Origin of the sequence: Streptomyces sp. NPDC059010, from assembly GCF_042740355.1 — a bacterium.
Taxonomy (GTDB): Bacteria; Actinomycetota; Actinomycetes; order Streptomycetales; family Streptomycetaceae; genus Streptomyces.
Window position 1 is genome coordinate 7,300 of the sequence record NZ_JBHYJA010000055.1, and the last position, 25,881, is coordinate 33,180.

Genomic DNA, 25,881 nt, shown 5'->3' on the forward strand with positions numbered 1-25,881 from the left:
GGGGGGGGGGGGGTTCACGGTGAGTGCGCCCCAACACTACCAGGGGGTTCCGCGGCCGGGCCCCCCCCCCCGCCCCGGGGGGGGGGGGGGGCCGGGCGTCCGGAGTGCGGGACCGGGCCGGACTCGAAGGTCGGCCGGTCGGGCCGGTCGGCCGGGTCAGGCCTTGGCGAGCTCCTTGTCCTCCTTGCCGCCGCCCTGTTCCGGCGCCTCGGCCGGGGCGCCGTGGGCGTCGTCGAGGAGGGTCGTCTCGTCGAACGGGAGGCGGCCGGCGAGCACCTGGTCGACCTGGTCCCGGTCGATCTCCTTGGTCCAGGTGCCGATCAGGACCGTGGCCACGGCGTTGCCCGCGAAGTTCGTCAGGGCGCGGGCCTCGCTCATGAAGCGGTCGATGCCGACGATGAGGCCGACGCCGTCCACCAGGGCGGGCTTGTGCGACTGGAGGCCACCGGCCAGCGTGGCCAGACCGGCGCCGGTGACACCGGCGGCGCCCTTGGAGGCGACCAGCAGGAAGAGCAGCAGCGGGATCTGCTCGCCGATCGACATCGGCGTACCCATGGCGTCGGCGATGAACAGGGACGCCATGGTCATGTAGATCATGGTGCCGTCGAGGTTGAAGGAGTAGCCGGTCGGGACGGTGATGCCGACCACCGGCTTGCTGACGCCGAGGTGCTCCATCTTCGCGATGAGGCGCGGCAGCGCGGACTCGGAGGAGGAGGTGGACAGGATCAGCAGGAACTCACGGCCCAGGTACCTGAAGAGCGTGAAGATGTTGAGGCCGGAGACGATCCGCAGCAGCGCGCCGAGCACGATGAAGACGAAGAGGAAGCAGGTGACGTAGAAGCCCAGCATCAGGATGGCGAGCTCCTTGAGCGCGTCGATGCCGGCCGACCCGGTGACGGCCGCGATGGCACCGAAGGCACCGATCGGCGCGGCCCACATCACCATGGCGAGGATGCGGAAGACGAGCCGCTGGATGTGCTGCACACCGCGCAGGATCGGCTCCCCGGTCGAGCCCATGGCCTGCAGCGCGAAGCCGGCGAGCAGCGCGATGATCAGGGTCTGCAGGACCGATTCCGAGGTGAAGGCGGAGACCATCGTGGTCGGGATGAGGCTGAGCAGGAACTCGGTGGTGTCCTTGGCCTCCGAGTCGACCTGCTCGTGGCCGGCGTCCTTGATGGCGTCGGTGATCTGCAGACCCGTGCCCGGCTCCAGGATGTTGCCGACGACGAGACCGATACCGAGCGCGACCAGCGACATCGCGAGGAAGTAGCCCAGCGCGATACCGCCGACCTTGCCGACCTTGGCGGCCTTGCGTACCGAACCGATGCCGAGCACGATCGTGCAGAAGATGATCGGCGAGATCATCATCTTGATCAGGTTCACGAAGCCCGCGCCGATGGGCTTCAGCTCGACCGCGAAGTCGGGCGCGACCAGACCCACGGTGATACCGAGGGCCACCGCGATGATCACCGCGATGTAGAGGTAGTGCGTGCGGTCCCGCTTGGCGACGGGTGCGGCAGATGCCTTGCCGGGGGAACTGGCGGCGGCCACGGCTGCCCTCCTTGACGTCTTCGTCGGTTGTCACCGGCGTGCGGCTCACGTCCGGGGTGGGGGTTCGCTGACCGGCTCGCGGGCCCCGGGGGACGGGGGCGTACTACTCAGCGATGCGGTGACTATCTCCTGCCGTGTGAGGGCGGTCACCCTTCCGTTCATTTAGTTCACAATCAGCCAGCGAGGCAGACTGACGACATGCGCATCCCCGTCCCCCGGCCCCGCAGCCTGGCCGCCCAGCTCTTCGCGATGCAGGCCGTGCTGATAGCGGTGCTCGTCGCCGGGTACGCGGTGTTCACCTACATCAGCGACCGCGGCCAGGCCGAGGAAGCGGCGGGCCGCCAGGCCAACGCCGTGGCTCAGTCGATCGCCGACGCCCCGTCCGTGCGGGAGGCGATCCGCGCCGCCGACCCGACGGCCGAGCTCCAGCCGTACGCGCTCCGTGTCCAGCACGACGCCGAGGTCGACTTCGTCACGATCATGAACCCCAAGGGCATCCGCTGGACGCACCCCGACGAGGAGCAGATCGGCCAGCACTTCCGCGGCCACACGGCGCGCGCGCTGCGCGGGGAGTCCTTCACCGAGACGTACACCGGCACGCTCGGCCCGTCCGTGCGGGCGGTCGTGCCGATCTACGACGGGGGGCGGGACCCGGCGCACATCGTCGGCATGGTCAGCGCGGGGATCAGGGTCGAGGCGATCAGCAAGCGGGTGCAGGACCAGCTGACGGCGCTGATCGGGGTCGCGGCGGGCGCGCTCGCGCTGGGTGCGATCGGCACGTATGTGATCAACGCCAGGCTGCGCCGGCACACCCACGGCATGAACGCGGCCGAGCTGAGCCGGATGCACGACTACCACCAGGCCGCGTTGCACGCGGTGCGTGAGGGGCTGCTGATGCTGGACGGGCAGTTCCGGGTGGCGCTGATCAACGACGGGGGGCGGGAGCTGCTGGGCGTGGCCGGCGACGTGGTGGGCCGGTCGGTCGCGGAGCTCGGCCTGCCCGCACCCCTCACCGGGGCGCTGCTGGCCTCGGAGCCCAGGGTCGACGAGGTCCATCTGACGGCGGAGCGCGTCCTGGCCGTGAACACCTCACCGGTGTCGGGCGGGGAACGCCGCGGCACGGTGGTGACCCTGCGCGATGTGACCGAACTCCAGTCGCTGATGGGCGAGTTGGACTCCGAGCGGGGCTTCACCCAGGCACTGCGCTCCCAGGCGCACGAGGCGGCGAACCGGCTGCACACGGTGGTCTCCCTGATCGAGCTCGGGCGGGCCGAGGAGGCGGTCGAATTCGCGACGGCCGAACTGGAGCTGGCCCAGGCCCTGACGGACCAGGTGGTCGCGGCGGTCAGCGAGCCGGTGCTCGCGGCCCTCCTCCTGGGCAAGACGGCGCAGGCCAACGAGCGGGGCGTGGAGCTCGTCGTATCGGAGGACAGCCGCCTGGACGACGGCCTGCTGCCGGACACCCTGCCCGCCCGGGACCTCGTGACGATACTGGGCAACCTGATCGACAACGCGGTCGACGCGGCACAGGGAAGCGTGGGTGCACGGGTGACGGTGACGGCATACGCCGAGGGCGGCGAGGGTGGCGAGCTGGTGCTACGGGTGTCGGACACCGGGGCCGGGGTGGACCCCGCGCTCGTCGAGACGGTGTTCCAGCGCGGCTTCTCCACGAAGCCGGCCGGGCCGGGGGGCCGGGGTCTGGGACTGGCGCTCGCACGGCAGGCCGCGAACCGGCACCAAGGGGTGCTGTCGGTGACGGAGGCCGACGGGGGCGGGGCGGTGTTCGAGGTGCGGTTGCCGTTGGCGGAGACCGCGTCGGGGGGAGGCGCGGGTTCGGTGGAGGGTTCCACCGGGACGGAAGGTACCGCTGGGCCGGAAGGTACTGCTGGGGCGGAAGGCACCGCTGAGGCGGCGGGTACCGCTGAGGCGGAAGGCACCGCCGGAGCGGAGGATTCCTCCTCGACGCGAGGTTCCCGTTCGGCGGAGGGGGCCGGTTCCGGGGGCACGGCGGTTTCGAGAGGTGACGTATGACGGCGTCGGCCGAGCAGGCGATTCGTGTCCTGGTCGTGGAGGACGATCCGGTGGCGGCGGACGCGCACATGATGTACGTCGGCCGGGTGCCGGGCTTCGTCGCGGTCGGCAAGGCGCACACGGGCGCGGAGGCGCGGCGCGCCCTGGAGCGGACGCCGGTGGACCTGCTGCTGCTCGACCTGCATCTGCCCGATGTGCACGGGCTGCAGCTGGCCCGCTCGCTGCGGGCGGCCGGGCATCACGCGGATGTCATCGCGGTGACGTCGGCGCGGGATCTGGCCGTCGTACGGGAGGGGGTGTCGCTCGGGGTCGTGCAGTACGTCCTGAAGCCGTTCACCTTCGCGACGCTGCGGGACCGGCTGGTCCGGTACGCCGAGTTCCACGCGGCGGTGGGAGAGGCGAGCGGGCAGGACGAGGTGGACCGGGCCCTGGCCGCGCTGCGGGCGCCGGGGCCGGCGGCGCTGCCGAAGGGGTTGAGCGGGCCGACGCTGGAGCGGGTGACGGGGGCGCTGCGGGAGGCGGACGAGGGGGTGACCGCGGCGGGGGTCGCCGAGACCGTGGGGATTTCGCGGATCACGGCCCGGCGGTATCTGGAGCACCTGGTGGAGGCGGGGAGGGCTGAGCGGGCGCCGGTCTATGGGCAGGTGGGGCGGCCGGAGTTGGTCTATCGGTGGGTTTCGGGCACCAGCGGGGGGTGAGCTGGTGCGGGGCTCAGCCCCCGTTGTTCCCGCTGTTGCCGCTGGTCCCCGCCGCGTCTGCCGCCGCCGGCCCGAACGGCAGCGCGTACAGCACGACGTACGCCGCCAGCCCGGCCACGGCGAGTGCCTCCAGTACGGACAGCAGCACGAGTCCCGTCGAGGTCTCGTCGCCCGCCCAGTACACGATGAGCGCGCTCAGCGGTACGACACAGAAGGCGAGCAGGTCGACGACGAGCTGCACGACCTTGCGCGACCGGCGCCGGGCGTCCCCCCGATGGAACGTCTCCCACCCGAAGGCAGCCTCCGCACCGGCGAGTTGACCGAGCCGGGGCGCCAGTTCGCCCCTGACATACCTCCCGATCGCCGAGATCTTCTCGTCGTTGACCAGGTACGTCCACCCGAGCACCACGCACACCGGCGGCAACGCCAGCAGCATCGACGTCTGCTTCGCCTGGGCCGCGGCGGCGACGACCGCGGCGACGACCGCGAGGGTGACATACAGCAGGTTGTCCCGGAACCCGATGCGGGCCTTCTGCTCGTCCTTCAGGCTCTGGTACTCGGCGAGCAGCAACTGCCCCACGGTGACGTCCGACTCCGTCCCGGCCATGGCGGCGGTCCCCTTCCCCCTGATGCCTTGGTTCCCTGGTTCCCCGGCCCCTTGGTTCCCCGGGTGGCCAACGGCCCTCCTGCGCTGGTCACTTGGCAGTACCTTAAGGGGGTGTCAGAGACTTCTCCCAGCGTTGTCGTCCTCACCGCGCTCCCCGTCGAGTACGACGCCGTACGCGCCCACCTGGACGACACCGAGGAACTCGTCCACGACGACGGAACCCGCGTCGAACGCGGCCGGCTCGCGGGCACGCCCTGGACGCTTGCCATCGCCGAGCTGGGCGAGGGGGCGATGAACGCCGCCGCGCTCACCATGCGGCTGGTCTCCTGGCTCCGCCCCGAGGCGGTGCTCTTCGTCGGGGTCGCGGGCGGGCTGAAGGACGACATCGAGCTCGGCGACGTCGTGGTCGGCACCAAGGTGTACGCCGTCCAGGGCGGCAAGGTGACACCGGACGGCTTCCAGGCGCGCCCCGAGGTCTGGCACGGCTCGCACCGGCTGGTGCAGGCGGCGCGGTCGGCGTTGCGGGAGCTGGCGGTGGAGGGGGTGCGGGGGCACCGTAAGCCGATCGCCTGCGGGGATGTCGTCCTGGCCGATCACGAATCCGCCTTCGCGGACTTCATCCGGCGGAACTACGGCGACGCGTACGCGATCGAGATGGAGGGTTCCGGGGCGGCTCACGCGGCGCATCTGAGCGGGCAGTTGGACGCGCTCGTGATCCGGGGGATCAGCGACCGGGCCAACGCCGGCAAGGGGGACGACGACGCGTCCGGGTCGCAGGAGCGGGCTGCCGCGCAGGCGGCCGCCGTGGCGGTGGCGGTGCTGCGGAAGCATCGGCCGCGGGGTGGGGCGTCCGGGTCCGCCGACTCCGAGGAGGGGCCCCAACGGGGTGGGGGCGACCACATCGACTTTCGGGGCGGGACCTTCTACGGGACCGTCATCGGCAAGCAGACCGGAGGAGACCGGGGGTAGGGGTACCGTCCACGGGCCGGTTCCGCGCGCGAGCGCGATGCTGCCGCCGCGGCCGTTGGGGTTCACGGGGCGGTCGGCGGAGCTGGAGCGGTTGCTCGCACAGCTCGCGCCTGATGCAGGCGGCGGGGACTCGGATGCGCTTCCTGTGCTCATCTTCGCTGTCACGGGGATGGGCGGTATCGGGAAGACGGCGTTGGCGGTGGAGGCGGCGCATCGGGCCTGTGCGGAGGGGTGGTTCCCCGGTGGGACGCTGTTCGTGGATCTGCGGGGGTACGACGACGATCCGGTGACGGCGGATCAGGCGGTGCTGGCGCTGCTCGATGCGATGGGTGTGCGGGGCGCGGAGCTGCCGCAGGAGGCCGCGCGGCAGTACGACGTCTATCGCAGGCTGCTGTGTGAACGACTGAACCGGACACTGCTGATCCTGGACAACGTCTCGGACCCGTCCCAGTTCCTCCCGCTCCTGCCCGGCATCGATCACCACCAGGTCCTGATCACTTCCCGGGATCGACCGGATGCACTGCCCGTACGCCTGATCGACCTTGAGACGCTGGCTTCGGACGACTCCGTGGCCCTCGTGACCCGTGCCCTCCACAGCGCCGACGAGCGCGACGACCGTCCGGCGCGAGAACCGCGAGCCCTGCGCGAACTGACCCAGTGGTGCGGTCATCTGCCCCTCGCGCTCCAGATCGCCGCCGCGATGCTCCGTCGACGCCGCCGGCGTGACATCGCCTCGCTGGTGACAGAAATCAGGGAGGTCGGAGACACGCTGACCGTCCTTGACAGCGGCAGCCGGGGCACGGACCAGTACGGCCGTTCCCTCACCCTGCGGCCGGTCCTGGAGATCTCATACCGACGCCTGCCGCCCGAACAGGCCCGGCTGCTGCGTCTGTTGGCCCTGGCTCCCGGCGCCGAGTCGGGCACGGAGGCCGTGGCCGCACTTGCCGGCCTGGAAACGGACGCCGCCATGGGGCTGCTGGAGTACCTGGCCGCAGGTGGTCTGGTGACGCCGGTGCTGACGCGTGGGGATGTGCGGTGGCGATTGCATGACCTGGTGCGGGCGTTCGGGGCAGGTGTGGTCGCGGAGGACGCATGTCTGCTGGAGGAGGGGGAAGCGGCGCGGGAACGGTTACTGGAGTTCTACTCGCGGTGGGCCTTTGAGGCGGATGCCCGGCTGCAGTGGCTACCGGGGCAGCCGGAGCCGGCGCGGTTCGCGGAGCGGGGGCAGGCGCTGGCGTGGCTGGACGGGGAGCGGGCAGGGCTGGTGGCCGCCGTGCAGTGGGCGAGCGACGAACGGTACGCACAGAAGGCGGTGCGGCTGGCCCAGCGCCTTGCGGTGTACCTGCTCTGGCGGCGGTATCTGGAGGACGGGATCACCGTCGCGCAAGCTGCACGGGAGGCCGCCCACCGGGCCCGGGACCACGACGCCGAGGCCGCCGCATGGATCGACCTCGGCAACGCGCTCTCGGAGGTGGGCCGGGCGGAGGAGGCCATCGACTCCCACACCCGGGCCCGTGACCTGCACAGAGCCACCAGGAACCGCCGCGGCGAGGCAAACGCGTGGAACAACCTGGGCAATGCCCTGCGGGAGGCCGGCCGGGCCGAGGAGGCCATCGACGCCCACACCCGAGCCCGCGACCTGCACAGAGCCGCCAGGAACCGGCAAGGCGAGGCAAACGCGTGGAACAACCTGGGCCTCGCCCTGCGGGTGGCGGGCCGGACGGAAGAGGCGGTAGACGCCCACACCCGCGACCGAGAGCATTGTCAGGCCCTGGGAGACCGCCACGGCGAAGCCGTGGCCTGGTACAACTTTGGCGCCGCCGTGATGGATGCGGGCCGGGCGGAGGAAGCGATCGAGGCGTACCGCAAAGCCCTCGAAATCTGCTACGAGTTCGAAGACTGGTACAGGACGGGCGTGACCCTCCACGGCTTGGCCCAGGCCCACCAGAAAACCCAGCGCCCCGCCGAGGCCCGCGCCCACTACCTCCGGGCCGCCGAGGCCTACACCCGGGCCAACGCCCCCGGTTTGGCCGCCAACGCCCAATCAGCCGCACACGCATTGACCTGACTAGACCACTCAACCTACGTTCACCAGGCAGCCATCCCCGCGCCACAACGACGTGCGCCCGCAGGAGGTCATGCCCGTGCGCCCCACCGCCACCCGCCCCACACAGCCCCCCTTCCGCGCCCTCCCCACACTCCTCGCCCTCACCCTCGCCGCCGCAGGCACCCTCACCGCCTGCGGCAGCGGCTCCGGCAGTGATCCGGACACCGTCAAGGTCTCCTTCAAACAGTCCACGGACAACTCCATCAAGGTGATGGACACCTACCTCGCGGACATCAAGAAGCAGTTCGAGAAGGCGAACCCCGGCAAAAAGGTCGAGCTCGTCCCCATCAAGGCCCCGGACTCGGAGTACTACACCAAGCTCCAGCAGATGCTCCGCTCCCCCAAGACCGCCCCCGACCTGGTCTACGAGGACACGTTCCTCATCAACTCGGACATCACCAGCGGGTATTTGAAGCCCCTCGACCCGTACCTCGCCAAGTGGCCGGACTGGAACAAGTTCATCGACACGGCGAAGGCGGCGGCGCAGGGCGAGGACGGGAAGACGTACGGCGTCCCGGACGGGACGGACACCCGGGGCCTGTGGTTCAGCAAGGACATCTTCAAGAAGGCCGGCCTGCCCGCCGACTGGCAGCCGAAGACCTGGGACGACGTCCTCGACGCCGCCCGGACCGTGAAGGAGAAGGTCCCCGGGGTCATCCCCCTCAACGTCTACACGGGCAAGCCCGTCGGCGAGGCGGCCACCATGCAGACGTTCGAGATGCTGCTGTACGGCACGGGCGCGAGCGGCGGCGCCTCGGACCCGCTGTACGACAAGGCCGCCAAGAAGTGGATCGCCGGCAGCCAGGGTTTCAAGGACTCCCTGTCCTTCGTCGAGACCGTCTACAAGGAGAAGCTCGGCCCGGACGTCTCCGACGCCCTCGACCCCAACGTCATGACCCGGGTGCGCGGCGAGTGGCTGCCCAAGGGCAAGCTCGCCATCGCCCTCGACGGCTCCTGGCTCCCGCAGGACTGGCTGCCCGGCAGCGGTCACGAATGGCCCGAGTGGTCCGACGAGCTGGGCCTCGCCGCCATGCCCACGCAGCACGGTCAGGCCCCCGGCAAGGTGAGCATGTCCGGCGGCTGGACCTGGGCCGTCCCGGCCAAGGCGGGCAACCCCGACCTGGCCTTCGAGTTCATCAGGACGATGCAGACGAAGGCGAACGCCCAGAAGTGGTACGTCGCCAACTCCGGCATCGCCGTACGCGAGGACGTCGCGGACGACCCGGCGTACACCGACGCCCAACCCGGCACCAAGTTCTTCACGGACCTCGTCGCGAGCACCCACTACCGCCCCGCCTACCCGGCGTACCCGAAGGTCTCCACCGCCGTCCAGGAAGCGATGGAGGGCGTGACGACGGGCGACATGTCGGTGCAGGAGGCGGCCAAGGGCTACGACGAGGAGCTGAAGTCGGCGGCGGACGGAGAGGTGACCGAGAAGTGACCGAGACGTGAGAGACGGCGAGGACGACCGCCCATGACCGCCGAAGCACCGCACGACGCGACGGGCCCGACGACCGGCAAGTCCCCCGCGGGCCCGCCGACCTCACCCCCCGGACCCCGCCCCCGCCGCCACCCCGGCCCCCGCTCCCGATCCCGTCCGCATCCTCACGCCCCACTCCACCGCACCCTCGCCCGCGCCCTCCCCGTCTCCCCCGCCCTGGTCATCCTGCTCCTCTTCCTCGCCGGCCCGATCGCGTACTGCGCCTACATCGCCTTCACCGACCTCCAGCTGACCGGCCAGGCCGAGGACTCGTTCGTCGGCTTCGACAACTTCCGTACGGCGTTCGGCGACGAGGCGTTCGTCAACGCGGTCTGGCTCACGCTCGTCTTCACCGTCATCTCGGCGCTGCTCGGCCAGAACACCCTGGGCCTGGCGCTGGCCGCCCTGATGCAGCGCGCGTCCAAGCCGGTCCGCACGCTGGTCGGCGGCATCGTCATCACGGCGTGGGTCCTGCCGGAGGTCGTCGCGGGCTTCCTCCTCTACGCCTTCTTCCGCCGCGAGGGCACCCTGAACGCCATCCTGGACTGGCTTCGACTCCCCACCCAGAACTGGCTGTTCACCCTCCCGATCCTGGCGGTGTCCTTCGCGAACGTCTGGCGGGGCACGGCCTTCTCGATGCTGGTCTACTCGGCCGCGCTGAACGAGATCCCGAAGGAGATCACGGAGGCGGCGGAGGTCGACGGCGCCGGCGGCTGGCGCCGGATGTGGCACATCACGCTCCCGATGATCCGCCGTTCGATCGGCACCAACCTGATGCTGATCACCCTTCAGACGCTGTCCGTCTTCGGGCTCATCTGGGTGATGACCAGGGGCGGCCCGGGCGGCAAGAGCCAGACGCTGCCGCTGTTCATGTACGAGGAGGCGTTCCAGAAGAGCATGATCGGCTACGGCACCGCGGTGGCTCTGCTGCTCCTGGTGGTGGGGTCGTTGTTCTCGGTGGTCTACCTGCGTCTGCTGCGAACGGAGGTCTGACACTCATGTCCCGGACGCCCCGTACTCCCTCCTCCCGACGCACCACGCACCGCCTGGCCGCCGACGCGGGCCTGCTGGCGGTGGCCGCGGCCTTCGCGCTGCCGTTGGCCTGGGTGGTCCTCTCCGCGCTGGACACGGACGCCACCCTCCAGGTGAAGCTCCCCGACGGTGTGACCCTGGACAACTTCGACGCCGTCCTGACCCCGGACATCACCTTCACGCCCCTGCTCAACAGCCTGCTCCTGTGCGGCGGCGGCACGGCGCTGACGGTGGCGTGCGCGGCGCTGGCCGCGTATCCGCTGTCGCGGTTCCGGTCGCGTTTCAACCGGCCGTTCCTGCTCACGGTCCTGTTCGCGACGAGCCTGCCGATCACGGCGATCATGGTGCCGGTGTACGCGCTGTTCGTGCAGGTGAATCTGATCGACACCATGCAGGGCACGATCTTCTTCTTCGCGGCTTCCCAATTGCCGTTCGCCATCTGGCTGATGAAGAACTTCATGGACGGCGTGCCGAAGGAGCTGGAGGAGGCGGCCTGGACGGACGGGGCGTCGTCGCTCCAGTCGCTGGTGCGGATCGTGTTGCCGCTGATGGGGCCCGGGGTGGCGGTGGTGACGGTGTTCTCGTTCGTGATGATGTGGGGGAACTTCTTCGTGCCGTTCATGCTGCTGCTCACGCCGGATCAGATGCCTGCGGCGGTGAGCATCAATGAGTTCTTCGGGAATCGGGGGACTGTGGTCTACGGACAGCTGGCCGCGTTCTCGATCATTTACTCGACGCCGGTGATTCTGCTTTATGTGCTGGTGGCGAGGCGGTTGGGTGGGGGGTTCGCGTTGGGTGGGGCGGTCAAGGGGTGAGGAGGCCGGCTGCGGCGGTGCGGGCCGCCGCGGCCTGGTGAGCGGCGTCGGCGCGGGTGAAGGCGTCGGCCGCCTGGAGGTAGTGGGCGCGGGCTTCGGCGGGGTGACGGGCTTCCTTGTGGGCCGAGCCCAGGTTCAGCAGGGTCTGGCCCGCCCGGTACCAGTCGTCGAACTCGCGGTACACCTCCAGAGCCCTGCCGCCCGCCTCGATGGCCTCCCCCGTCCGCCCCGCCTCCCGCAGGACGACGCCGAGGTTGTTCCACGCGTCCGCCTCGCGGTGGCGGTCTCCGACGGCCCGGCACAGGTCGCGTGAACGGGTGTGGGCGTCGATCGCCTCCTCCGCCCGGCCCGCCGCCCGCAGGGCTACACCGAGGTGGTTCCATGCGATGGCCTCCCGGTGCCGGTCCCCGACGCTCCGGAACAGGTCGCACGCACGGGTGTGCGCGTCGATCGCCTCCGCCACCCGGCCCGCCTCCCGCAGCGCCAGGCCGAGATGGTCCCGCGCGACGGCGTCACCGTGCCGGTCCCCGAGGGCCGCGTACAGGTCGCGGGCGTGGGTGTGGGCGTCGATCGTCTCCGCCGGCCGGCCCGCCTCCCGTAGCGCCAGGCCGAGGTGGTTCCACGCGAGAGCCTCGTCACGGCGGTCGCCGGCGCCGTGGGCGACCGCTCGGGCGGCACGGGCGACGGTGATCCCGTCGTCGAAGTAGCGCCGCCACAGCAGATACGCCCCCAGATGCGCGGCCAGCGCCACCGCCTGTCGCGCGTGCCGCTCCTCCGCGGCCCACTGCACCGCCGCCACCAGCCCCGCACGCTCCGCGTCCAGCCACGCCAGCGCCTGCCCCCGGTCCGCGAACCGCTCCGGCTCCGGATTCCCCGGGATCCACCGCAGCCGTGCGTCCGCCGCCCCCGCCCACCGCAGATAGAACTCCAGCAACCGCTCCCGCGCCGCCTCGCCCTCCTCCCGCAGATCCGTCTCTCCCGCCACCACACCCGCACCGCACACCCGCACCAGGTCGTGCAGCCGCCATCGTCCGGCCTCGCTGCCCCGCTCGACCAGGTGAGCGCGGGCCAGCGCGTCCAAGGTGCCAGTCGGCGGGACGTCGTCCCCGGTCAGGGCGGTCACGGCCGCGGTGGTGACCTCGGCCCCCGGAGCGAGGGCCAGCAGGCGCAGCAACCGGGCCTGGTCGGGCGGCAGTCGCCGGTACGACAGGCCGAAGGCGGCCCGAACCCTGGGGTCACCGTCGTCGAGGCGGTGCAGGGGGTCACGGAACTCGGCGAGCCGGGCCGCGAGCTCGGCGACGGCCTTCTCCCGGTCCAGCACCAGCAGCGCCACCGCGAGCCGGAGGGCGAGCGGCAGGTACCCGCAGCGAGCGGCGACGTCCATGGCCGCCTCGGTCTCTTCGGCGATCCGGCCGTCGTCCGGGTCCGCGATGCGCAGGGCGCGGTCGAGAAGCTCGTACGCCTCGCCCGGCGTCAGCTCGGCCAGCGCCACCAGTCGTGCGCCCAGTTGGGGAAAGCGGCCGCGCGAGGTCACCAGGAGGCGATGCCGTGCGTCCCCGGGCAGCAGCGGTCGTACCTGATCCGGCGCGGAGGCGTTGTCGGCCAGCACCAGCACCGCGCCGTGCTCCCGCCCCCGTTCCGCCAGCAGCGACCTGTACAACGCGCCGCGCTCGTCCGCCCGTACCGGAATGTGCTCCGGCTCCACACCGAGCGCCCGGAGCAACGCCGCCAGCGCCTGCTCGCCCGGGACGGGATCGTCGTCGTATCCGTGCAGGTCCAGGAAGAGCACCCCGCCCGGAAACCACCCCTTCGCGCGCGCCTGGTGAGCCGCCTCCACCGCGAGCGCGGTCTTGCCGATGCCGCCGGTCCCGTACAGCATGGCGACCGGCACCGGCACCGGCTCGCCACCACCGGCACCGGCACCTGACGGGTCGAACGTGTCCAGGAGTCGTCCCAGCTCATGGCCCCGGCCGGCGAACCCGGTCACCCGAGCGGGCAGCGCGTCCAGGGCGGTGGGCGCGGCGGCGTGCTGGTGAATGGTCCCGTGCGCGACGACGAGCCCCTTGAACTCCGCTCCGCGAAAGTCGAGATGATCCCCGCGGTACCGCGTGCCGTCCGCGTCGTCCTCGTCGTCCATCGCCGCCCCCGCACCGCCGCCGAACCCGGCCTGCCAACAAGGTACGCCCCCATCGATCGCCCAACTCCCGCTGCGACCAGTCCACTTGGCAGTACCGTGAAATGGTGCCCGCCACCGCACCCACCATCGCCGTACTCACCGCCCTCTCCCTCGAATACCGGGCGGTCCGCGACCACCTCCCGGCCACCGAGACCCGCGTCCACCCCTACTACGGCACCCGTGCCGAGGTGGGCCGGCTCCCCGGCACGCCCTGGCAGATCGCCCTGCTGGAACTGGGCGAGGGCACACTCACCGCGGCCACGCTCACCGAGCGGGTGATGACCTGGTTCGCCCCGCAAGCGGTTCTCTTCGTCGGCGTGGCGGGCGCACTCAAGGCGGACATCGCCCTCGGCGACGTGGTCGTCGCCACGAAGGTGTACGCGATACACGGTGGCAAGGAGACCCCCGACGGCTTCCTGGACCGCCCGGTGACATGGCCGGCCCCGCACCACCTCGACTCGGCGGCCCGTCAGGCCCTGCGCGGCGTACCGCACATCCACTTCAAGCCGATCGCCGCGGGCGACGTCGTCCTGTCCGACGCGGACTCGCCCCTCGCCCACCGCATCCGGGAGCACTTCAACGACGCCGTCGCCATCGAGATGGAGGGGTCGGGGGTGGCCCACGCGGCCCATCTCGCCGGCCGCGCGGGCGCGTTGATCATCCGGGGCATCAGCGACCGGGCGGACGCCGGCAAGGCGCGGGCGGACGCGCGGGGTGCACAGCTGTACGCCGCCGAGCGGGCCGCCGACGCGGCGATCGCCGTGCTCCGCGAGCTGGAGCCCAGGGAGACGGCGCCACCGCCACGCCCTCCCGGCCGGTCCGGGCCGGCCGGCCCGGCGCACGTCCCGGTCCCCACCGCCTCCACCGCCCTGCCGCCCCGCCCCCTCGGCTTCACCGGCCGGGCCGCGGACCTGCACCGGCTGCTCACCCATCTCGACCCGAACGCCGACGGCCCGGCCACCGCCCGCCCGCTGCTCATCTCCGCGCTGACCGGCATGGGCGGCATCGGCAAGACGGCGCTGGCGATCGAGGCCGCCCACCAGGCGCGGGCGAAGGGCTGGTTCCCCGGTGGGACGCTCTTCGTCGATCTGCGGGGCTACGACGACAACCCCGTCACCTCGGACCAGGCAGTCCTCGCCCTCCTCGACGCCCTCGGCATCCGCGGCCCGGATCTGCCGAGAACGACGGCCCGCCAGTACGACATGTACCAGGTGCATCTCGCCGAGCGCCGCGCCCGGACGCTGCTGGTGCTGGACAACGCCTCGGACCCGCCCCAGTTCCTGCGGCTCCTGCCCGGGTCCGGCCGGCACCGCGTCCTGATCACCTCCCGCGACCGCCCCGACTCGCTCCCGCTGCACATCGTGGACCTGGAGACCCTCCCCGAGGACGAGTCGACCGCCCTCGTGACCACGGCCCTCAGCAACGACCCGCACGACGACCGCCCCGCCCGCGAACCTGAGGCCCTGCGTGAACTGACCGTCCTCTGCGGCCACTTGCCCCTCGCCCTGCAGATCGCCGCCGCGATGCTGCGCCGCCGCCGCAGCCGCCCGATCGCCACCCTGGTCGCCGACATCGAGAAGGTCGGCGACGCGCTGGCCGTCCTCGACAACGGCAGCCGGGGCACCGACCAGTACGGCCGTTCCCTCGCGCTGCGCCCGGTCCTGGAGACGTCGTACCGGCGACTGCCGGCCGACCAGGCCCGGCTGCTGCGTCTGCTCGCGCTCGCCCCCGGCACCGACACCGGTACGGAGGCCGCGGCCGCCCTCGCGGGCCTCGACGAGGATGCCGCCGTGGGGGTCCTGGAGGACCTGGCCGCCGCCTGTCTCGTCACGGCCGTGCGGGCGAAGGGGGACGCGGGAAAGGGGCGTGCGGGAAAGAGGGGGGCCGCGAAGGGGGGTGGGGCGGAGGGGGATGTGCGGTGGCGGCTGCATGACCTGGTGCGGGCGTTCGGGGTGGGCGTGGCAGCCGGGGATCCGGGCCTGCGGGAGGAGGGGGAGGCGGCCCGGGAGCGGCTGCTGGGGTTCTACTGGCGGTGGGCGGACACCGCGGACGACTGGTTGCACTGGCTGCCGGGACAGCCGGAGCCGGTGCGTTTCGAGGACCGGGCGCAGGCGCTGGCCTGGCTGGACGGGGAGCGGGCCGGGCTGGTGGGGGCCGTGCAGTGGGCCGCGGAGGAGCGGTACGCGCGGCGGGCGGCGGGGCTGGCCCTGTGCCTGGCGGAGTATCTGCGCTGCCGACGGTACTGCGGCGACGGGATCGCCATCGCGCGTACCGCCCGGGACGCCGCGCGGCGTGCGGGCGACCGGCTCGGTGAGGCCGCCGCCTGGACCAAGCTCGGCAGTGTCCTGCGCGAGGCGGGCCTGGCCGGGGAGGCGGTCGAGGCGCACACCCGCGCCCGCGATCTGTTCCGGGCGACCGGCGACCACCTCCGCGAGGCCACCGCGTGGAACAACCTCGGCAACGCGCTGCGCAAGGCCGGCCGCCCGGGGGAGGCGGTCGACGCCCATACCCACGCCCGCGACCTGTTCAGGGCCGCGGGCGATCGTCACCGGGAGGCGATGGCCTGGAACAACCTCGGTCTCACACTCCAGGACACCGGCCGCGCGGAGGAGGCGACGGAGGCCTACGGGAAGGCGCTTGAGATCCATCGGGAGTTCGAGGACTGGTACAAGGTTGCGCAGACCCTACGAAATCTCGCCCGAAGCCATGAGGGCGCGCAGCGATTCTCCGAGGCCGGGGCCCACTACCTCCTCGCATCCGACGCCTTCGACCGAGCCGACGCCACCGCCGAAGGCGCCATGACCCGAAACCGGGCCCGCGAACTGGGGCAGCCGCCCTCGCCTCCCCGACGTCGGGATTGAGCCGCCACTCAGCCACCCCCCGGCGGCCGACCGGGGTACCGCCCCTGACGTATCCCTCTTCGGGGTTCGTTCAGACGACCGAAAACCGCGGCACTCCCGTCGTGAGCCACCAAGAGATCGACATCAGCAAGCGCTCGCGAATATGCCCCTTGACCTTGCCGTTCACCGGCCCCCCTCGCCCGGCGACCCCGTCCCCCTGCACCCCGGCGCCACCACCCTCACCACCCACCCCACTCCCGCGGACGATCTCCCCCGTCAACGAACCCGTCAGTAGCCGTAGCTTCCTACAATCCGTAATCCTGGCTGAACAGACCGTAGTCACCTCACTCCAGCCGCCCTACGTTGTGGGCCGTGCGCCGACCCCCAGCCCAACCGAACCAGCCGAACCACCCCAACCGCTCCAGCCGCCGGACCCCGCCCACTCCCCCCTTCGACGCCCCCGCCGCCCGCAGACTGCGCGCCGCTCTCAACATGGGGCCCGAGCATGTCGCCTACGGCATGCGTGCCTCGTACGGACTCCCCTATGTCACCGAGGACCTGGTGATCGCCTGGGAGCGCGAGATCGCGACCCCCAGCAGTGGTGAACTCACCGCGCTCGCGGGGGTGTTGTGGTGCTCGCCCAGCGAGCTGCTCGGCAAGCCGCGGACCTTGCGCGAGCACCGGCTCGCCCGGGGTCTCGCGCCCGAGGACGTGGCCCGCAGCGTCGGGCACGAGCTGCCCGCCTATCTCCGCATGGAGGAGCTCGACGACTGGCGCGGCACCGACCGTCAGTCCGCCGCCCTCGCCGGGCTGCTCGGACTGTCGCTGCCGGACTTCATCACCGTCACGGGCCGCGACGCGAAACTCGCCGACCTGCTGCGCAGTGCCGTCACGACGCGCTGGCAGGCGTATGTGCGGCCGGTCGGCAAGATGGTGCCCCTGGACCGGCGCGCGCTGGAGACCGCCCTCCAGGAGCTGCACCAGGACTACCAGGGGCAGATGACCGCGACCCTCAGCTGGGGCGGCGACAACAGTGACTCCAGCGCGGCCGGCCGCGAGTTCCTGAACCGGATCGTGGACCGCTTCTGGACGACGCTCCAGGCGATCAGCCCCTGAGCGGAACCGGTGACCCGGGGCCGACGCGCTCGCGGCCGACGGCTCGTGGCTAGAAGACCGACTCGGCCTCGTCCATCCGGTCCTTCGGCACCGTCTTCAGCTCGGTGACCGCCTCGGCCAGCGGCACCATCACCACGTCGGTCCCGCGCAGCGCGGTCATCTTGCCGAACTCGCCCTGGTGGGCGGCCTCCACCGCGTGCCAGCCGAAGCGGGTGGCGAGGACACGGTCGTACGCGGTGGGTACGCCGCCGCGCTGGACGTGGCCGAGGATGACCGGCTTGGACTCCTTGCCGAGGCGGCGCTCCAGCTCGAACGCGAGGGCCGTGCCGATGCCCTGGAAGCGCTCGTGGCCGTACTGGTCGATCTCGCCCTTGCCGTAGTCCATGGTGCCCTCGGCGGGGTGGGCGCCCTCGGCGACACAGATCACCGCGAACTTCTTGCCGCGCGCGAAGCGCTCCTCGACCATCTTGACGAGGTCGGCGGGGTCGAACGGGCGCTCCGGGAGGCAGATGCCGTGCGCGCCGGCCGCCATGCCGGACTCCAGCGCGATCCAGCCCGCGTGGCGGCCCATGACCTCGACGACCATCACCCGTTGGTGGGACTCCGCCGTCGTCTTCAGGCGGTCCATGGCCTCCGTGGCGACGCCGACGGCCGTGTCGAAGCCGAAGGTCCGGTCCGTGGAGGAGATGTCGTTGTCGATCGTCTTGGGGACGCCGACCACCGGCAGACCCGCGTCCGACAGCATGCGGGCCGCCGTCAGGGTGCCCTCGCCGCCGATCGGGATGAGCGCGTCGATGCCGAAGTCACGGGCGATGTCGGGGGCGTTCTCGCACGCCTCGCGCAGCCGGTTGCGCTCCAGTCGCGACGAGCCGAGGATCGTGCCGCCACGGGCCAGGATGCCGCTGACGGCCTCCAGGTCGAGATGGCGGTAGTGGCCGTCGAGCAGGCCCGCGAACCCGTCCTCGAAGCCGATCACCTCGTCGCCGTACTGTGCGACGGCCCGGTGCACGACCGACCGGATCACGGCGTTCAGGCCGGGGCAGTCGCCGCCTGCGGTGAGAACTCCGATGCGCATCGTGCTGTGTCTCCTGCTCGCTGTTGATACCGGTGAGCCAATCCGATTGTTTCACGTCCGCGAGGGAGGTGTCGCTCCCCTACTGACGGGCGCCTTATCCACAGCGAAGGGTATTGTCAAGAGGGTTTCGCTCACCTCACTGGGCGATTTTGCGACCCCGGTGACGAACGACGGACGACGGACGAAAGAGGAAAGGGAGAGCACGCGTGACGCGCAGCGTGTACGTGACCGGAATCGACCGAGGTGACGGCCGGCAGGTCGTCGAACTGGGGGTCATGGAGCTCCTGACCCGGCAGGTCGACCGGGTGGGGGTGTTCCGGCCGCTGGTGCACCACAGTCCCGATCGGCTGTTCGAGCTGCTGCGCGCCCGCTACCGGCTGTCCCAGGACCCGGCGACGGTCTACGGCATGGACTACCACGAGGCGTCCGCCCTGCAGGCCGAGCGCGGCACCGACGAGCTGGTGGCCACGCTGGTCGAGCGGTTCCATGTCGTGGCCCGCGACTACGACGTCGTCCTCGTCCTCGGCACCGACTACGCCGACACCCAGCTCCCGGACGAGCTGTCCCTCAACGCCCGGCTCGCCAATGAGTTCGGCGCGTCCGTGATACCCGTCGTGGGCGGCCGCGGGCAGAGTGCCGAGTCGGTGCTCGCCGAGACCCGCAACGCCTATCGCGCCTACGACGGCCTGGGCTGCGACGTGCTCGCCATGGTCACCAACCGGGTCGCCCGGGAGGACCGGGACGAGATCGCCGACCGGCTTCACTCGCGGCTGCCCGTGCCCTGTTACGTCGTCCCGGACGAGCCCGCCCTGGCCGCGCCGACCGTGGCGCAGATCGCCCAGTCGCTGGACGCGAAGGTCCTCCTCGGCGACGACTCGGGGCTCGCCCGTGACGCCCTCGGCTTCGTCTTCGGCGGCGCCATGCTGCCGAACTTCCTGACCGCCCTGACCCCGGGCTGCCTGGTCGTCACCCCGGGCGACCGCGCCGACCTGGTCGTCGGCTCGCTGGCCGCGCACAGCGCCGGCACCCCGCCGATAGCGGGTGTGCTGCTCACCCTGGACGAGCGCCCCGGCGACGAGATCCTCACCCTCGCCGCCCGGCTCGCCCCGGGCACCCCGGTGCTGTCGGTGCCCGGCTACAGCTTCCCCACCGCCGAGCAACTCTTCTCCCTGGAGGGCAAGTTGAGCGCGGTCACCCCGCGCAAGGCGGAGATGGCGCTCGGCCTGTTCGAGCGGTACGTCGACACCGGCGACCTGCTGGGGCGGGTCTCGGCGCCGAACAGCGACCGGGTCACGCCGATGATGTTCGAGCACAAGCTGCTGGAGCAGGCCCGCTCGAACAGGCGGCGCATCGTGCTGCCCGAGGGCACCGAGCCACGGGTGCTGCACGCCGCCGAGGTGCTGCTGCGGCGCGGGGTGTGCGACCTGACCCTGCTCGGCCCCGAGGACCAGATCCGCAAGAAGGCCGCCGACCTCGGTATCGACCTGGCCGGCTGCGAGCTGATCGACCCGGCCACCAGCGAGCTGCGCGACTCCTTCGCCGAGAAGTACGCCGGGTTCCGCGCCCACAAGGGGGTCACCGTCGAGCTGGCGTACGACGTGGTCAGCGATGTGAACTACTTCGGCACGCTGATGGTGCAGGAAGGGCTGGCCGACGGCATGGTGTCGGGGTCCGTCCACTCGACGGCCGCGACGATCCGGCCCGCCTTCGAGATCATCAAGACCCGGCTGGACGCGGGCATCGTGTCGTCCGTCTTCTTCATGTGCCTGGCCGACAAGGTCCTCGTCTACGGCGACTGCGCGGTGAACCCCGACCCGAACGCCGAGCAGCTGGCCGACATCGCCATCCAGTCGGCCGCGACCGCCGAGGGGTTCGGCGTGGACCCGCGGATCGCGATGCTGTCGTACTCGACGGGTACGTCCGGTTCGGGCGCCGACGTCGACAAGGTGCGCGAGGCGACCGAACTGGTGCGGCGCAGGCGGCCCGATCTGAAGATCGAGGGGCCCATCCAGTACGACGCCGCCGTCGAGCCGTCCGTGGCCGCGACCAAGCTGCCGGGGTCCGAAGTGGCCGGGCAGGCAACGGTTTTGATCTTCCCTGACCTCAATACGGGTAACAACACCTACAAGGCCGTGCAGCGTTCGGCCGGCGCGATCGCCGTCGGACCGGTGCTGCAGGGTCTGCGCAAGCCGGTCAACGACCTGTCCCGGGGCGCCCTCGTCCAGGACATCGTCACGACCGTCGCCATCACGGCGATCCAGGCCCAGTCCCCCGCCCTGCCCACCGACCAGTCCCCCGCCCACTCCCTCCATGAGAAGGCCACCGCCCAGTGAGCTCGTCCCGCGTCCTCGTCCTCAACTCCGGTTCCTCGTCGGTGAAGTACCAGCTGCTCGACATGCGTGACAGCAGCCGGCTGGCCGCGGGCCTCGTCGAGCGCATCGGCGAGGAGACCTCCCGGCTCAAGCACACCCCGCTGGCGAGCGGCGGCGAGGTGCGCGAGTGGACGGGGCCGATAGCGGACCACGAGGCCGCCCTGAAGGCGGTGTCCACGGAGCTAGCCAAGGACGGCCTCGGCCTCGACTCGCCCGAGCTGGCCGCGATCGGCCACCGGGTGGTGCACGGCGGCAAGCACTTCACCGAGCCGACCGTCATCGACGGCGCCGTACTCGCCGAGATCGAGCGGCTCATCCCGGTCGCCCCGCTGCACAACCCGGCCAACCTCACCGGCATCCGCACCGCCCAGCGGCTGCGCCCGGACCTGCCCCAGGTCGCCGTCTTCGACACCGCGTTCCACACCACGATGCCGGAGTCGGCCGCCCGCTACGCGATCGACGTCGAGACCGCCGACCGGCACCGAATACGCCGGTACGGCTTCCACGGCACCTCGCACGCGTACGTCTCGCGGGCCACCGCGCAGCTGCTCGGCAAGGCGCCCGAGGACGTGAACGTCATCGTGCTGCACCTCGGCAACGGCGCGTCCGCGTCCGCCGTACGGGGCGGTCGTTGCGTGGACACCTCCATGGGGCTGACGCCCTTGGAGGGGCTCGTGATGGGTACGCGCTCCGGGGACATGGACCCGGCCGTCATCTTCCATTTGATGCGAGTTGGCGGAATGTCCACGGACGAGATCGACACTCTTCTCAACAAGAAGAGCGGGCTGATCGGGCTGTGCGGTGACAACGACATGCGGGAGATCCGCCGCCGGATCGACGAGGGTGATCAGCAAGCCGCTCTCGCCTTCGACATCTACATTCACCGGCTGAAGAAGTACATCGGCGCCTATTACGCGGTCCTGGGCAAGGTGGACGCGATCGCCTTCACCGCCGGTGTCGGTGAGAACGCGGCGCCGGTGCGGGAGGCCGCCATGGCGGGCCTGGAGGAGCTGGGGCCGGTGGTGGACGCCGAGCTGAACGCCGTACGGAGCGACGAGCCGCGGCTGATCTCGCCCCCGCACGCACGTGTGGCCGTGGCCGTGGTGCCCACGGATGAAGAACTGGAAATCGCGACACAAACCTACGCACTGGTCGGGCCGCATTGATATGCGGCTCCGCCGAGCGGACGCCCGAGTAACACGGCTGAGCAATACACGGCTCATTTGTATCTTCCGCCAGACGGAATATTCCGCGGCGAAACAAACCGATAGGATCGTCCCATGCGCCGTTCGAAAATCGTTTGTACTCTCGGCCCCGCGGTCGACTCCCATGAACAGCTTGTCTCGCTGATCGAGGCGGGCATGAATGTGGCCCGCTTCAACTTCAGCCACGGCACGCACGAAGACCACCAGGGGCGCTACGAGCGCCTCCGGTCCGCCGCCGCGGAGACCGGCCGGGCCATCGGTGTGCTCGCCGACCTCCAGGGCCCGAAGATCCGTCTGGAGACCTTCGCCGAGGGCCCGGTCGAGCTGGAGCGCGGTGACGAGTTCGTCATCACGACCGAGGACGTCCCGGGCGACAAGCACATCTGCGGGACCACCTACAAGGGCCTGACCGGCGACGTCGCCAAGGGCGACCAGATCCTCATCAACGACGGCAACGTCGAGCTGAAGGTCCTGGACGTCGAGGGCCCCCGGGTGAAGACGATCGTCATCGAGGGCGGCGTCGTCTCCGACCACAAGGGCATCAACCTGCCCGGCGCGGCCGTGAACGTGCCGGCGCTGTCCGAGAAGGACGTCGAGGACCTGCGGTTCGCGCTGCGCATGGGCTGCGACATGGTCGCGCTGTCCTTCGTGCGGGACGCCCACGACGTGCAGGACGTCCACAAGGTGATGGACGAGGAGGGCCGCCGCGTCCCCGTCATCGCCAAGGTGGAGAAGCCGCAGGCGGTGGCGAACATGGAGGACGTCGTGATGGCGTTCGACGCCGTGATGGTCGCCCGTGGTGACCTCGCCGTCGAATACCCGCTCGAAAAGGTCCCGATGGTGCAGAAGCGGCTCATCGAGCTGTGCCGTCGCAACGCCAAGCCGGTGATCGTGGCGACCCAGATGATGGAGTCGATGATCACCAACTCCCGTCCGACCCGCGCCGAGGCCTCCGACGTGGCCAACGCGATCCTGGACGGCGCCGACGCGGTCATGCTGTCCGCCGAGTCGAGTGTGGGCGCGTACCCGATCGAGACCGTCCGCACGATGTCGAAGATCGTCACCGCGGCCGAGCAGGAGCTGCTGTCCAAGGGCCTGCAGCCGCTCGTGCCGGGCAAGAAGCCCCGCACGCAGGGTGGTTCGGTGGCCCGCGCGGCCTGCGAGATCGCCGACTTCCTCGGCGGCAAGGGCCTGGTCGCCTTCACCCAGTCCGGCGACACCGCCCGCCGGCTGTGCCGCTACCGCGCCGCCCAGCAGATCATCGCGTTCACCACGGACGAGTCCACGCGCAACCAGATGACGCTCAGCTGGGGCGTCGAGCCGCACGTGGTGCCGTTCGTGAACAGCACCGACGAGATGGTCGACCTGGTGGACCAGGAGATCGTCAAGCTCGGTCTGTTCAACGAGGGCGACATCGTGGTCATCACGGCCGGCTCCCCGCCCGGGGTCCCCGGCACCACCAACATGGTCCGCGTCCACCACCTCGGCGGCGGCACGCGGGACTGACCGCCGAGAGCCGCCGCGAAGGCTCCTGTACGGCGCTGAGGGCGCCCCCTTGGAAAAGGGGGCGCCCTCAGTGTGTGCGGCTCCCGAACGGGCTTGTGGGGTTGTTCAGTCGGTCGTGAACACATGCATGCCGGGCACGTGCAGGGTGCCGCCGAACTGACCGGCCTGCGTGACCTTCACCTTGGTGAAGTAGATCAGCGGGATGTTCAGCGGCGGCGGGTGCTCCGGGTCGAAAGTGATCGGAATCAGGCCGAGCAGGTTCCCCGAGATGCTCTCGGTGTACATCACCGTCTTGCCGTCGCGGATGGTGGACGTCGAGCCCTCGGCCGCCTGCACGTGGTAGGTCTTGCCGGACTGCTTGTCGTTCACCGTCTGGTGCAGGTCGCCTATGTCGGTGCCGTCGGAGATGACGTACTTCAGCACCTTCTTCTTGGTGCCGTTGGCCGTCTTCACCTCGACGATGCCCTGGTAGTCCGCACCCTTCAGCAGCAGCGAGCTGGCCTGCAGGTACCAGGGGTCGTCCGCCACCGGCACCTTGTTGTCGACGCCGCTCTCGTCGTCGGTGGCAGCCGGGCAGTCCTCGGCGTCCGTGCCGCTGCTCGCGGAGGGGCTGGGCGTGGCGGTGGCCTCGCCGGCCGCTTCCTTCGCCGCCTCGGTGGTGTCCTTGGCCGCCTCGGTCGCCTTGCCGGTGGTGTCCTCGACGGTGTCCTTCACCGGGTCGGTGACCTTGTCGGCGGTCTCCTTGACGGTGTCGTCCGCGCCGGAGGTCTCCTTGCCGGAGTCGGAGGATCCGGAGGACGCCTCCTCACTCGCGCTCGCGGAGGGCGACGGCGTCGGGCTCGCGCTCGCCTCGGAGCCGGCGCCGCCCGTGAAGATGCCGGTGATGGCGTCGCCTATGTCCTCCAGCAGGTTGCCGCCGCTCTCGGACGGCGCGGGGGACGGCGTGGCCGTGTCGCCGGACTGGGCCTCGCCCGACTTGCTCGGGGACGGCGCCGGCGTGGGCTCGGCCGCCTCGTCGGAACCTGAATCCGACGAAGAGGAGTCGCCGGCGGAGCCCGACGAGCCCGCGTCGCCGGCGGAGCCCGACGAGTCCGAGGAACCGGAGTCCGAGGAGTCCTGGCCGGCCGAGGCCGACGGCGTCGGCTCGGGCGTGTCGGCCTGGTCCGTGGAGTCACCGGCGCTCGACGAGGGCGACGGCGAGGCCGAACCGTCCTCGGCGTCCTTCAGAGCCGCCACGCAGTCCTTGTACTCGTCGGCGTACTCGTCGTACTCGTCCGCGGTCAGGCTGTTGGACGTCAGCTTCGCGGAGTCGTTGCTGTCGGCCTGGGCGAGTGTCGGTGTGAACCCCATTCCCATGAGGACCGCGGTGGGCATCGCCGCCAGGGCTATCGCCTTGCCGGCGGGCATGTGGAACCTGGTGAACAGCGGCTTCTTGGGTGCCGCATGGCGCGGCCCGGTTCTCACACGGGACTTGTCCACTTCAGTCCCGTGGGTCACCTCGTCAGCCGGCACTGTGCCTCCCGTTCGCCCCGTTCGCCGGGCTCGTTCCTGACAGATCGTTCTCCCCCAGAGCCTTAAAGGCCTGGGAGGTGCCCCCATTGCCCAACTCGTCCCGGACCGGCTGGAGGACCGTGGTGTCGGGGTCCAGGCCCTCGGAATCGCCGCCCGCGCCCGTCGACTGGTGCTCGGCCGGCTCGTGCTCGGGCGACCCGCCCGGGGCCCACGCCACGGCCATCGCTCCGCCGATGAGGGCGAAGAGGAAGCCGATGAGGAAGCCACCGATGTTGGACAGCGGGATGGACACCAGCCCCAGCAGGATCGCCGCGATCCCCGCGAAGGTGCGGACGTGCCTCTGGAACCAGAGGGTGAAGCCCAGGACGACGAGCAGCACACCGATGATCAGGGAGCTGGAGCCCCCCGCGGTCTGCATCGCCAGCGTCAGGTGCCCGATCTGGAGGTTCGCGTACGGGAAGTAGGCGATCGGGAGTCCGCCGAGCATGACGAACAGACCGGCCCAGAACGGCCTCGTACCCCGCCAGGCGCGGAACTGCAGCCTCCGGCGGGTGAACTCTCCGGGTACGGCAGGAGTCTCGGCGCTCATGGAAAACAGCTCCCTGGTACGGCGTTGCTGTGGTGATGGTGCGGTGGTGAGTTGGTGAGCGTGTGACCGCTTGTGAAGAAAGCGGTGGAGTGTGGACGGGGGGGGGGGGGCCGCGCGCCCCCCCCCCCCCCCCCACATTATTTTATAAAAGAAAAAAAAACAGCCACACACCCCCAAAAACAACCGCACGAAAAAATGTG

18 protein-coding genes and 1 pseudogene are annotated in these 25,881 nt (G+C 70.9%); 13 read left to right on the forward strand and 6 right to left on the reverse strand.

Translation table 11 applies throughout. From position 1 onward, the window contains the following. Positions 1–156: 156 nt before the first annotated feature. The gene (locus ACFWYS_RS39915; RefSeq protein WP_384780431.1) at positions 157–1,551 is read right to left on the reverse strand and encodes a cation:dicarboxylate symporter family transporter; all 1,395 of its coding nucleotides are present in this window, start codon (positions 1,549–1,551) and stop codon (positions 157–159) included. A 198-nt stretch (positions 1,552–1,749) separates the two neighbouring features. On the opposite strand from ACFWYS_RS39915, the gene ACFWYS_RS39920 reads away from it, so the two are divergent. Both ACFWYS_RS39920 and ACFWYS_RS39925 read left to right on the forward strand, forming a co-directional pair. Next, positions 1,750–3,582, forward strand: a complete 1,833-nt coding sequence (locus tag ACFWYS_RS39920; protein ID WP_384780434.1) for an ATP-binding protein — start codon at positions 1,750–1,752, stop codon at positions 3,580–3,582. Continuing rightward, positions 3,579–4,280, forward strand: coding sequence for a response regulator (locus ACFWYS_RS39925; protein ID WP_384780437.1), 702 nt, complete (start codon positions 3,579–3,581; stop codon positions 4,278–4,280). The genes ACFWYS_RS39920 and ACFWYS_RS39925 overlap by 4 nt, the downstream gene beginning before the upstream one ends. Before the next feature lie 13 nt (positions 4,281–4,293). On the opposite strand, the gene ACFWYS_RS39930 is transcribed toward ACFWYS_RS39925, so the two are convergent. Then, positions 4,294–4,887, reverse strand: a complete 594-nt coding sequence (locus tag ACFWYS_RS39930; protein WP_384780440.1) for a hypothetical protein — start codon at positions 4,885–4,887, stop codon at positions 4,294–4,296. 111 nt (positions 4,888–4,998) lie between these two features. On the opposite strand from ACFWYS_RS39930, the gene ACFWYS_RS39935 reads away from it, so the two are divergent. The 5 genes from ACFWYS_RS39935 to ACFWYS_RS39955 all read left to right on the forward strand — a co-directional run bounded on the left by ACFWYS_RS39935 (position 4,999) and on the right by ACFWYS_RS39955 (position 11,290). Then, positions 4,999–5,856, forward strand: a complete 858-nt coding sequence (locus ACFWYS_RS39935; RefSeq protein ID WP_384780443.1) for a nucleosidase — start codon at positions 4,999–5,001, stop codon at positions 5,854–5,856. 169 nt (positions 5,857–6,025) lie between these two features. Next, the gene (locus ACFWYS_RS39940) at positions 6,026–7,924 is read left to right on the forward strand and encodes a tetratricopeptide repeat protein (RefSeq protein WP_384780584.1); all 1,899 of its coding nucleotides are present in this window, start codon (positions 6,026–6,028) and stop codon (positions 7,922–7,924) included. Between the two features lie 70 nt (positions 7,925–7,994). After that, complete coding sequence (locus ACFWYS_RS39945; RefSeq protein WP_384780446.1) at positions 7,995–9,404, forward strand: extracellular solute-binding protein; 1,410 nt, start codon at positions 7,995–7,997, stop codon at positions 9,402–9,404. Positions 9,405–9,437: 33 nt separating this feature from the next. Further along, positions 9,438–10,436, forward strand: a complete 999-nt coding sequence (locus tag ACFWYS_RS39950; RefSeq protein WP_384780449.1) for a carbohydrate ABC transporter permease — start codon at positions 9,438–9,440, stop codon at positions 10,434–10,436. Positions 10,437–10,441: 5 nt separating this feature from the next. Continuing rightward, positions 10,442–11,290, forward strand: coding sequence for a carbohydrate ABC transporter permease (locus tag ACFWYS_RS39955; RefSeq protein WP_384780452.1), 849 nt, complete (start codon positions 10,442–10,444; stop codon positions 11,288–11,290). On the opposite strand, the gene ACFWYS_RS39960 is transcribed toward ACFWYS_RS39955, so the two are convergent. Next, positions 11,280–13,427 carry a tetratricopeptide repeat protein gene (locus ACFWYS_RS39960; RefSeq protein WP_384780455.1) on the reverse strand — a complete coding sequence of 716 codons (2,148 nt, stop codon included), beginning with the start codon at positions 13,425–13,427 and terminating at the stop codon, positions 11,280–11,282. The two genes, ACFWYS_RS39955 and ACFWYS_RS39960, sit on opposite strands and share 11 nt — an antisense overlap. A 101-nt stretch (positions 13,428–13,528) precedes the next feature. On the opposite strand from ACFWYS_RS39960, the pseudogene ACFWYS_RS39965 reads away from it, so the two are divergent. The 3 genes and pseudogenes from ACFWYS_RS39965 to ACFWYS_RS39975 form a co-directional block, all read left to right on the forward strand. Continuing rightward, a pseudogene (locus ACFWYS_RS39965) lies at positions 13,529–14,227 on the forward strand (5'-methylthioadenosine/S-adenosylhomocysteine nucleosidase); the annotation flags it as partial. 210 nt (positions 14,228–14,437) lie between these two features. After that, a complete protein-coding gene (locus ACFWYS_RS39970; RefSeq protein ID WP_384780587.1) occupies positions 14,438–16,327 on the forward strand; it encodes a tetratricopeptide repeat protein in 1,890 nt (629 codons plus the stop codon). A 342-nt stretch (positions 16,328–16,669) separates the two neighbouring features. After that, entirely contained in the window at positions 16,670–17,422 is a 753-nt protein-coding gene (locus ACFWYS_RS39975) for an XRE family transcriptional regulator (protein ID WP_384780458.1), read from the forward strand. A gap of 49 nt (positions 17,423–17,471) precedes the next feature. Here ACFWYS_RS39975 and ACFWYS_RS39980 read toward each other — a convergent pair whose 3' ends face one another. Further along, complete coding sequence (locus ACFWYS_RS39980; RefSeq protein ID WP_384780461.1) at positions 17,472–18,497, reverse strand: ATP-dependent 6-phosphofructokinase; 1,026 nt, start codon at positions 18,495–18,497, stop codon at positions 17,472–17,474. A gap of 206 nt (positions 18,498–18,703) precedes the next feature. Here ACFWYS_RS39980 and pta point away from each other — a divergent pair, with 206 nt between their 5' ends. The 3 genes from pta to pyk all read left to right on the forward strand — a co-directional run bounded on the left by pta (position 18,704) and on the right by pyk (position 23,580). Continuing rightward, positions 18,704–20,830 carry a phosphate acetyltransferase gene (gene pta / locus ACFWYS_RS39985; RefSeq protein WP_384780464.1) on the forward strand — a complete coding sequence of 709 codons (2,127 nt, stop codon included), beginning with the start codon at positions 18,704–18,706 and terminating at the stop codon, positions 20,828–20,830. Continuing rightward, complete coding sequence (locus tag ACFWYS_RS39990; RefSeq protein WP_384780467.1) at positions 20,827–22,035, forward strand: acetate kinase; 1,209 nt, start codon at positions 20,827–20,829, stop codon at positions 22,033–22,035. Before pta ends, ACFWYS_RS39990 begins: the two co-directional genes overlap by 4 nt. Positions 22,036–22,149: 114 nt before the next feature. Continuing rightward, the gene (pyk, locus tag ACFWYS_RS39995; protein ID WP_384780470.1) at positions 22,150–23,580 is read left to right on the forward strand and encodes a pyruvate kinase; all 1,431 of its coding nucleotides are present in this window, start codon (positions 22,150–22,152) and stop codon (positions 23,578–23,580) included. A 105-nt stretch (positions 23,581–23,685) separates the two neighbouring features. Here the strand turns inward: pyk and ACFWYS_RS40000 are convergent, their stop codons facing one another. Continuing rightward, a complete protein-coding gene (locus ACFWYS_RS40000) occupies positions 23,686–25,092 on the reverse strand; it encodes a hypothetical protein (protein WP_384780473.1) in 1,407 nt (468 codons plus the stop codon). After that, complete coding sequence (locus ACFWYS_RS40005) at positions 25,082–25,681, reverse strand: DUF6114 domain-containing protein (RefSeq protein ID WP_384780476.1); 600 nt, start codon at positions 25,679–25,681, stop codon at positions 25,082–25,084. Before ACFWYS_RS40005 ends, ACFWYS_RS40000 begins: the two co-directional genes overlap by 11 nt. Positions 25,682–25,881: the final 200 nt, after the last annotated feature.

Bases quoted from the DNA above. Each gene is read 5' to 3' on its own strand.
- ACFWYS_RS39980 (WP_384780461.1), bottom strand. From the start codon at position 18,497: ATGCGCATCGGAGTTCTCACCGCAGGCGGCGACTGCCCCGGCCTGAAC.
- pyk (WP_384780470.1), top strand. From the start codon at position 22,150: ATGCGCCGTTCGAAAATCGTTTGTACTCTCGGCCCCGCGGTCGACTCC.
- ACFWYS_RS40005 (WP_384780476.1), bottom strand. From the start codon at position 25,681: ATGAGCGCCGAGACTCCTGCCGTACCCGGAGAGTTCACCCGCCGGAGG.
- ACFWYS_RS39940 (WP_384780584.1), top strand. From the start codon at position 6,026: ATGGGCGGTATCGGGAAGACGGCGTTGGCGGTGGAGGCGGCGCATCGG.
- ACFWYS_RS39945 (WP_384780446.1), top strand. From the start codon at position 7,995: ATGCCCGTGCGCCCCACCGCCACCCGCCCCACACAGCCCCCCTTCCGC.
- ACFWYS_RS39925 (WP_384780437.1), top strand. From the start codon at position 3,579: ATGACGGCGTCGGCCGAGCAGGCGATTCGTGTCCTGGTCGTGGAGGAC.
- ACFWYS_RS39950 (WP_384780449.1), top strand. From the start codon at position 9,438: ATGACCGCCGAAGCACCGCACGACGCGACGGGCCCGACGACCGGCAAG.
- ACFWYS_RS39930 (WP_384780440.1), bottom strand. From the start codon at position 4,887: ATGGCCGGGACGGAGTCGGACGTCACCGTGGGGCAGTTGCTGCTCGCC.
- ACFWYS_RS39960 (WP_384780455.1), bottom strand. From the start codon at position 13,427: ATGGACGACGAGGACGACGCGGACGGCACGCGGTACCGCGGGGATCAT.
- ACFWYS_RS39955 (WP_384780452.1), top strand. From the start codon at position 10,442: ATGTCCCGGACGCCCCGTACTCCCTCCTCCCGACGCACCACGCACCGC.
- ACFWYS_RS39920 (WP_384780434.1), top strand. From the start codon at position 1,750: ATGCGCATCCCCGTCCCCCGGCCCCGCAGCCTGGCCGCCCAGCTCTTC.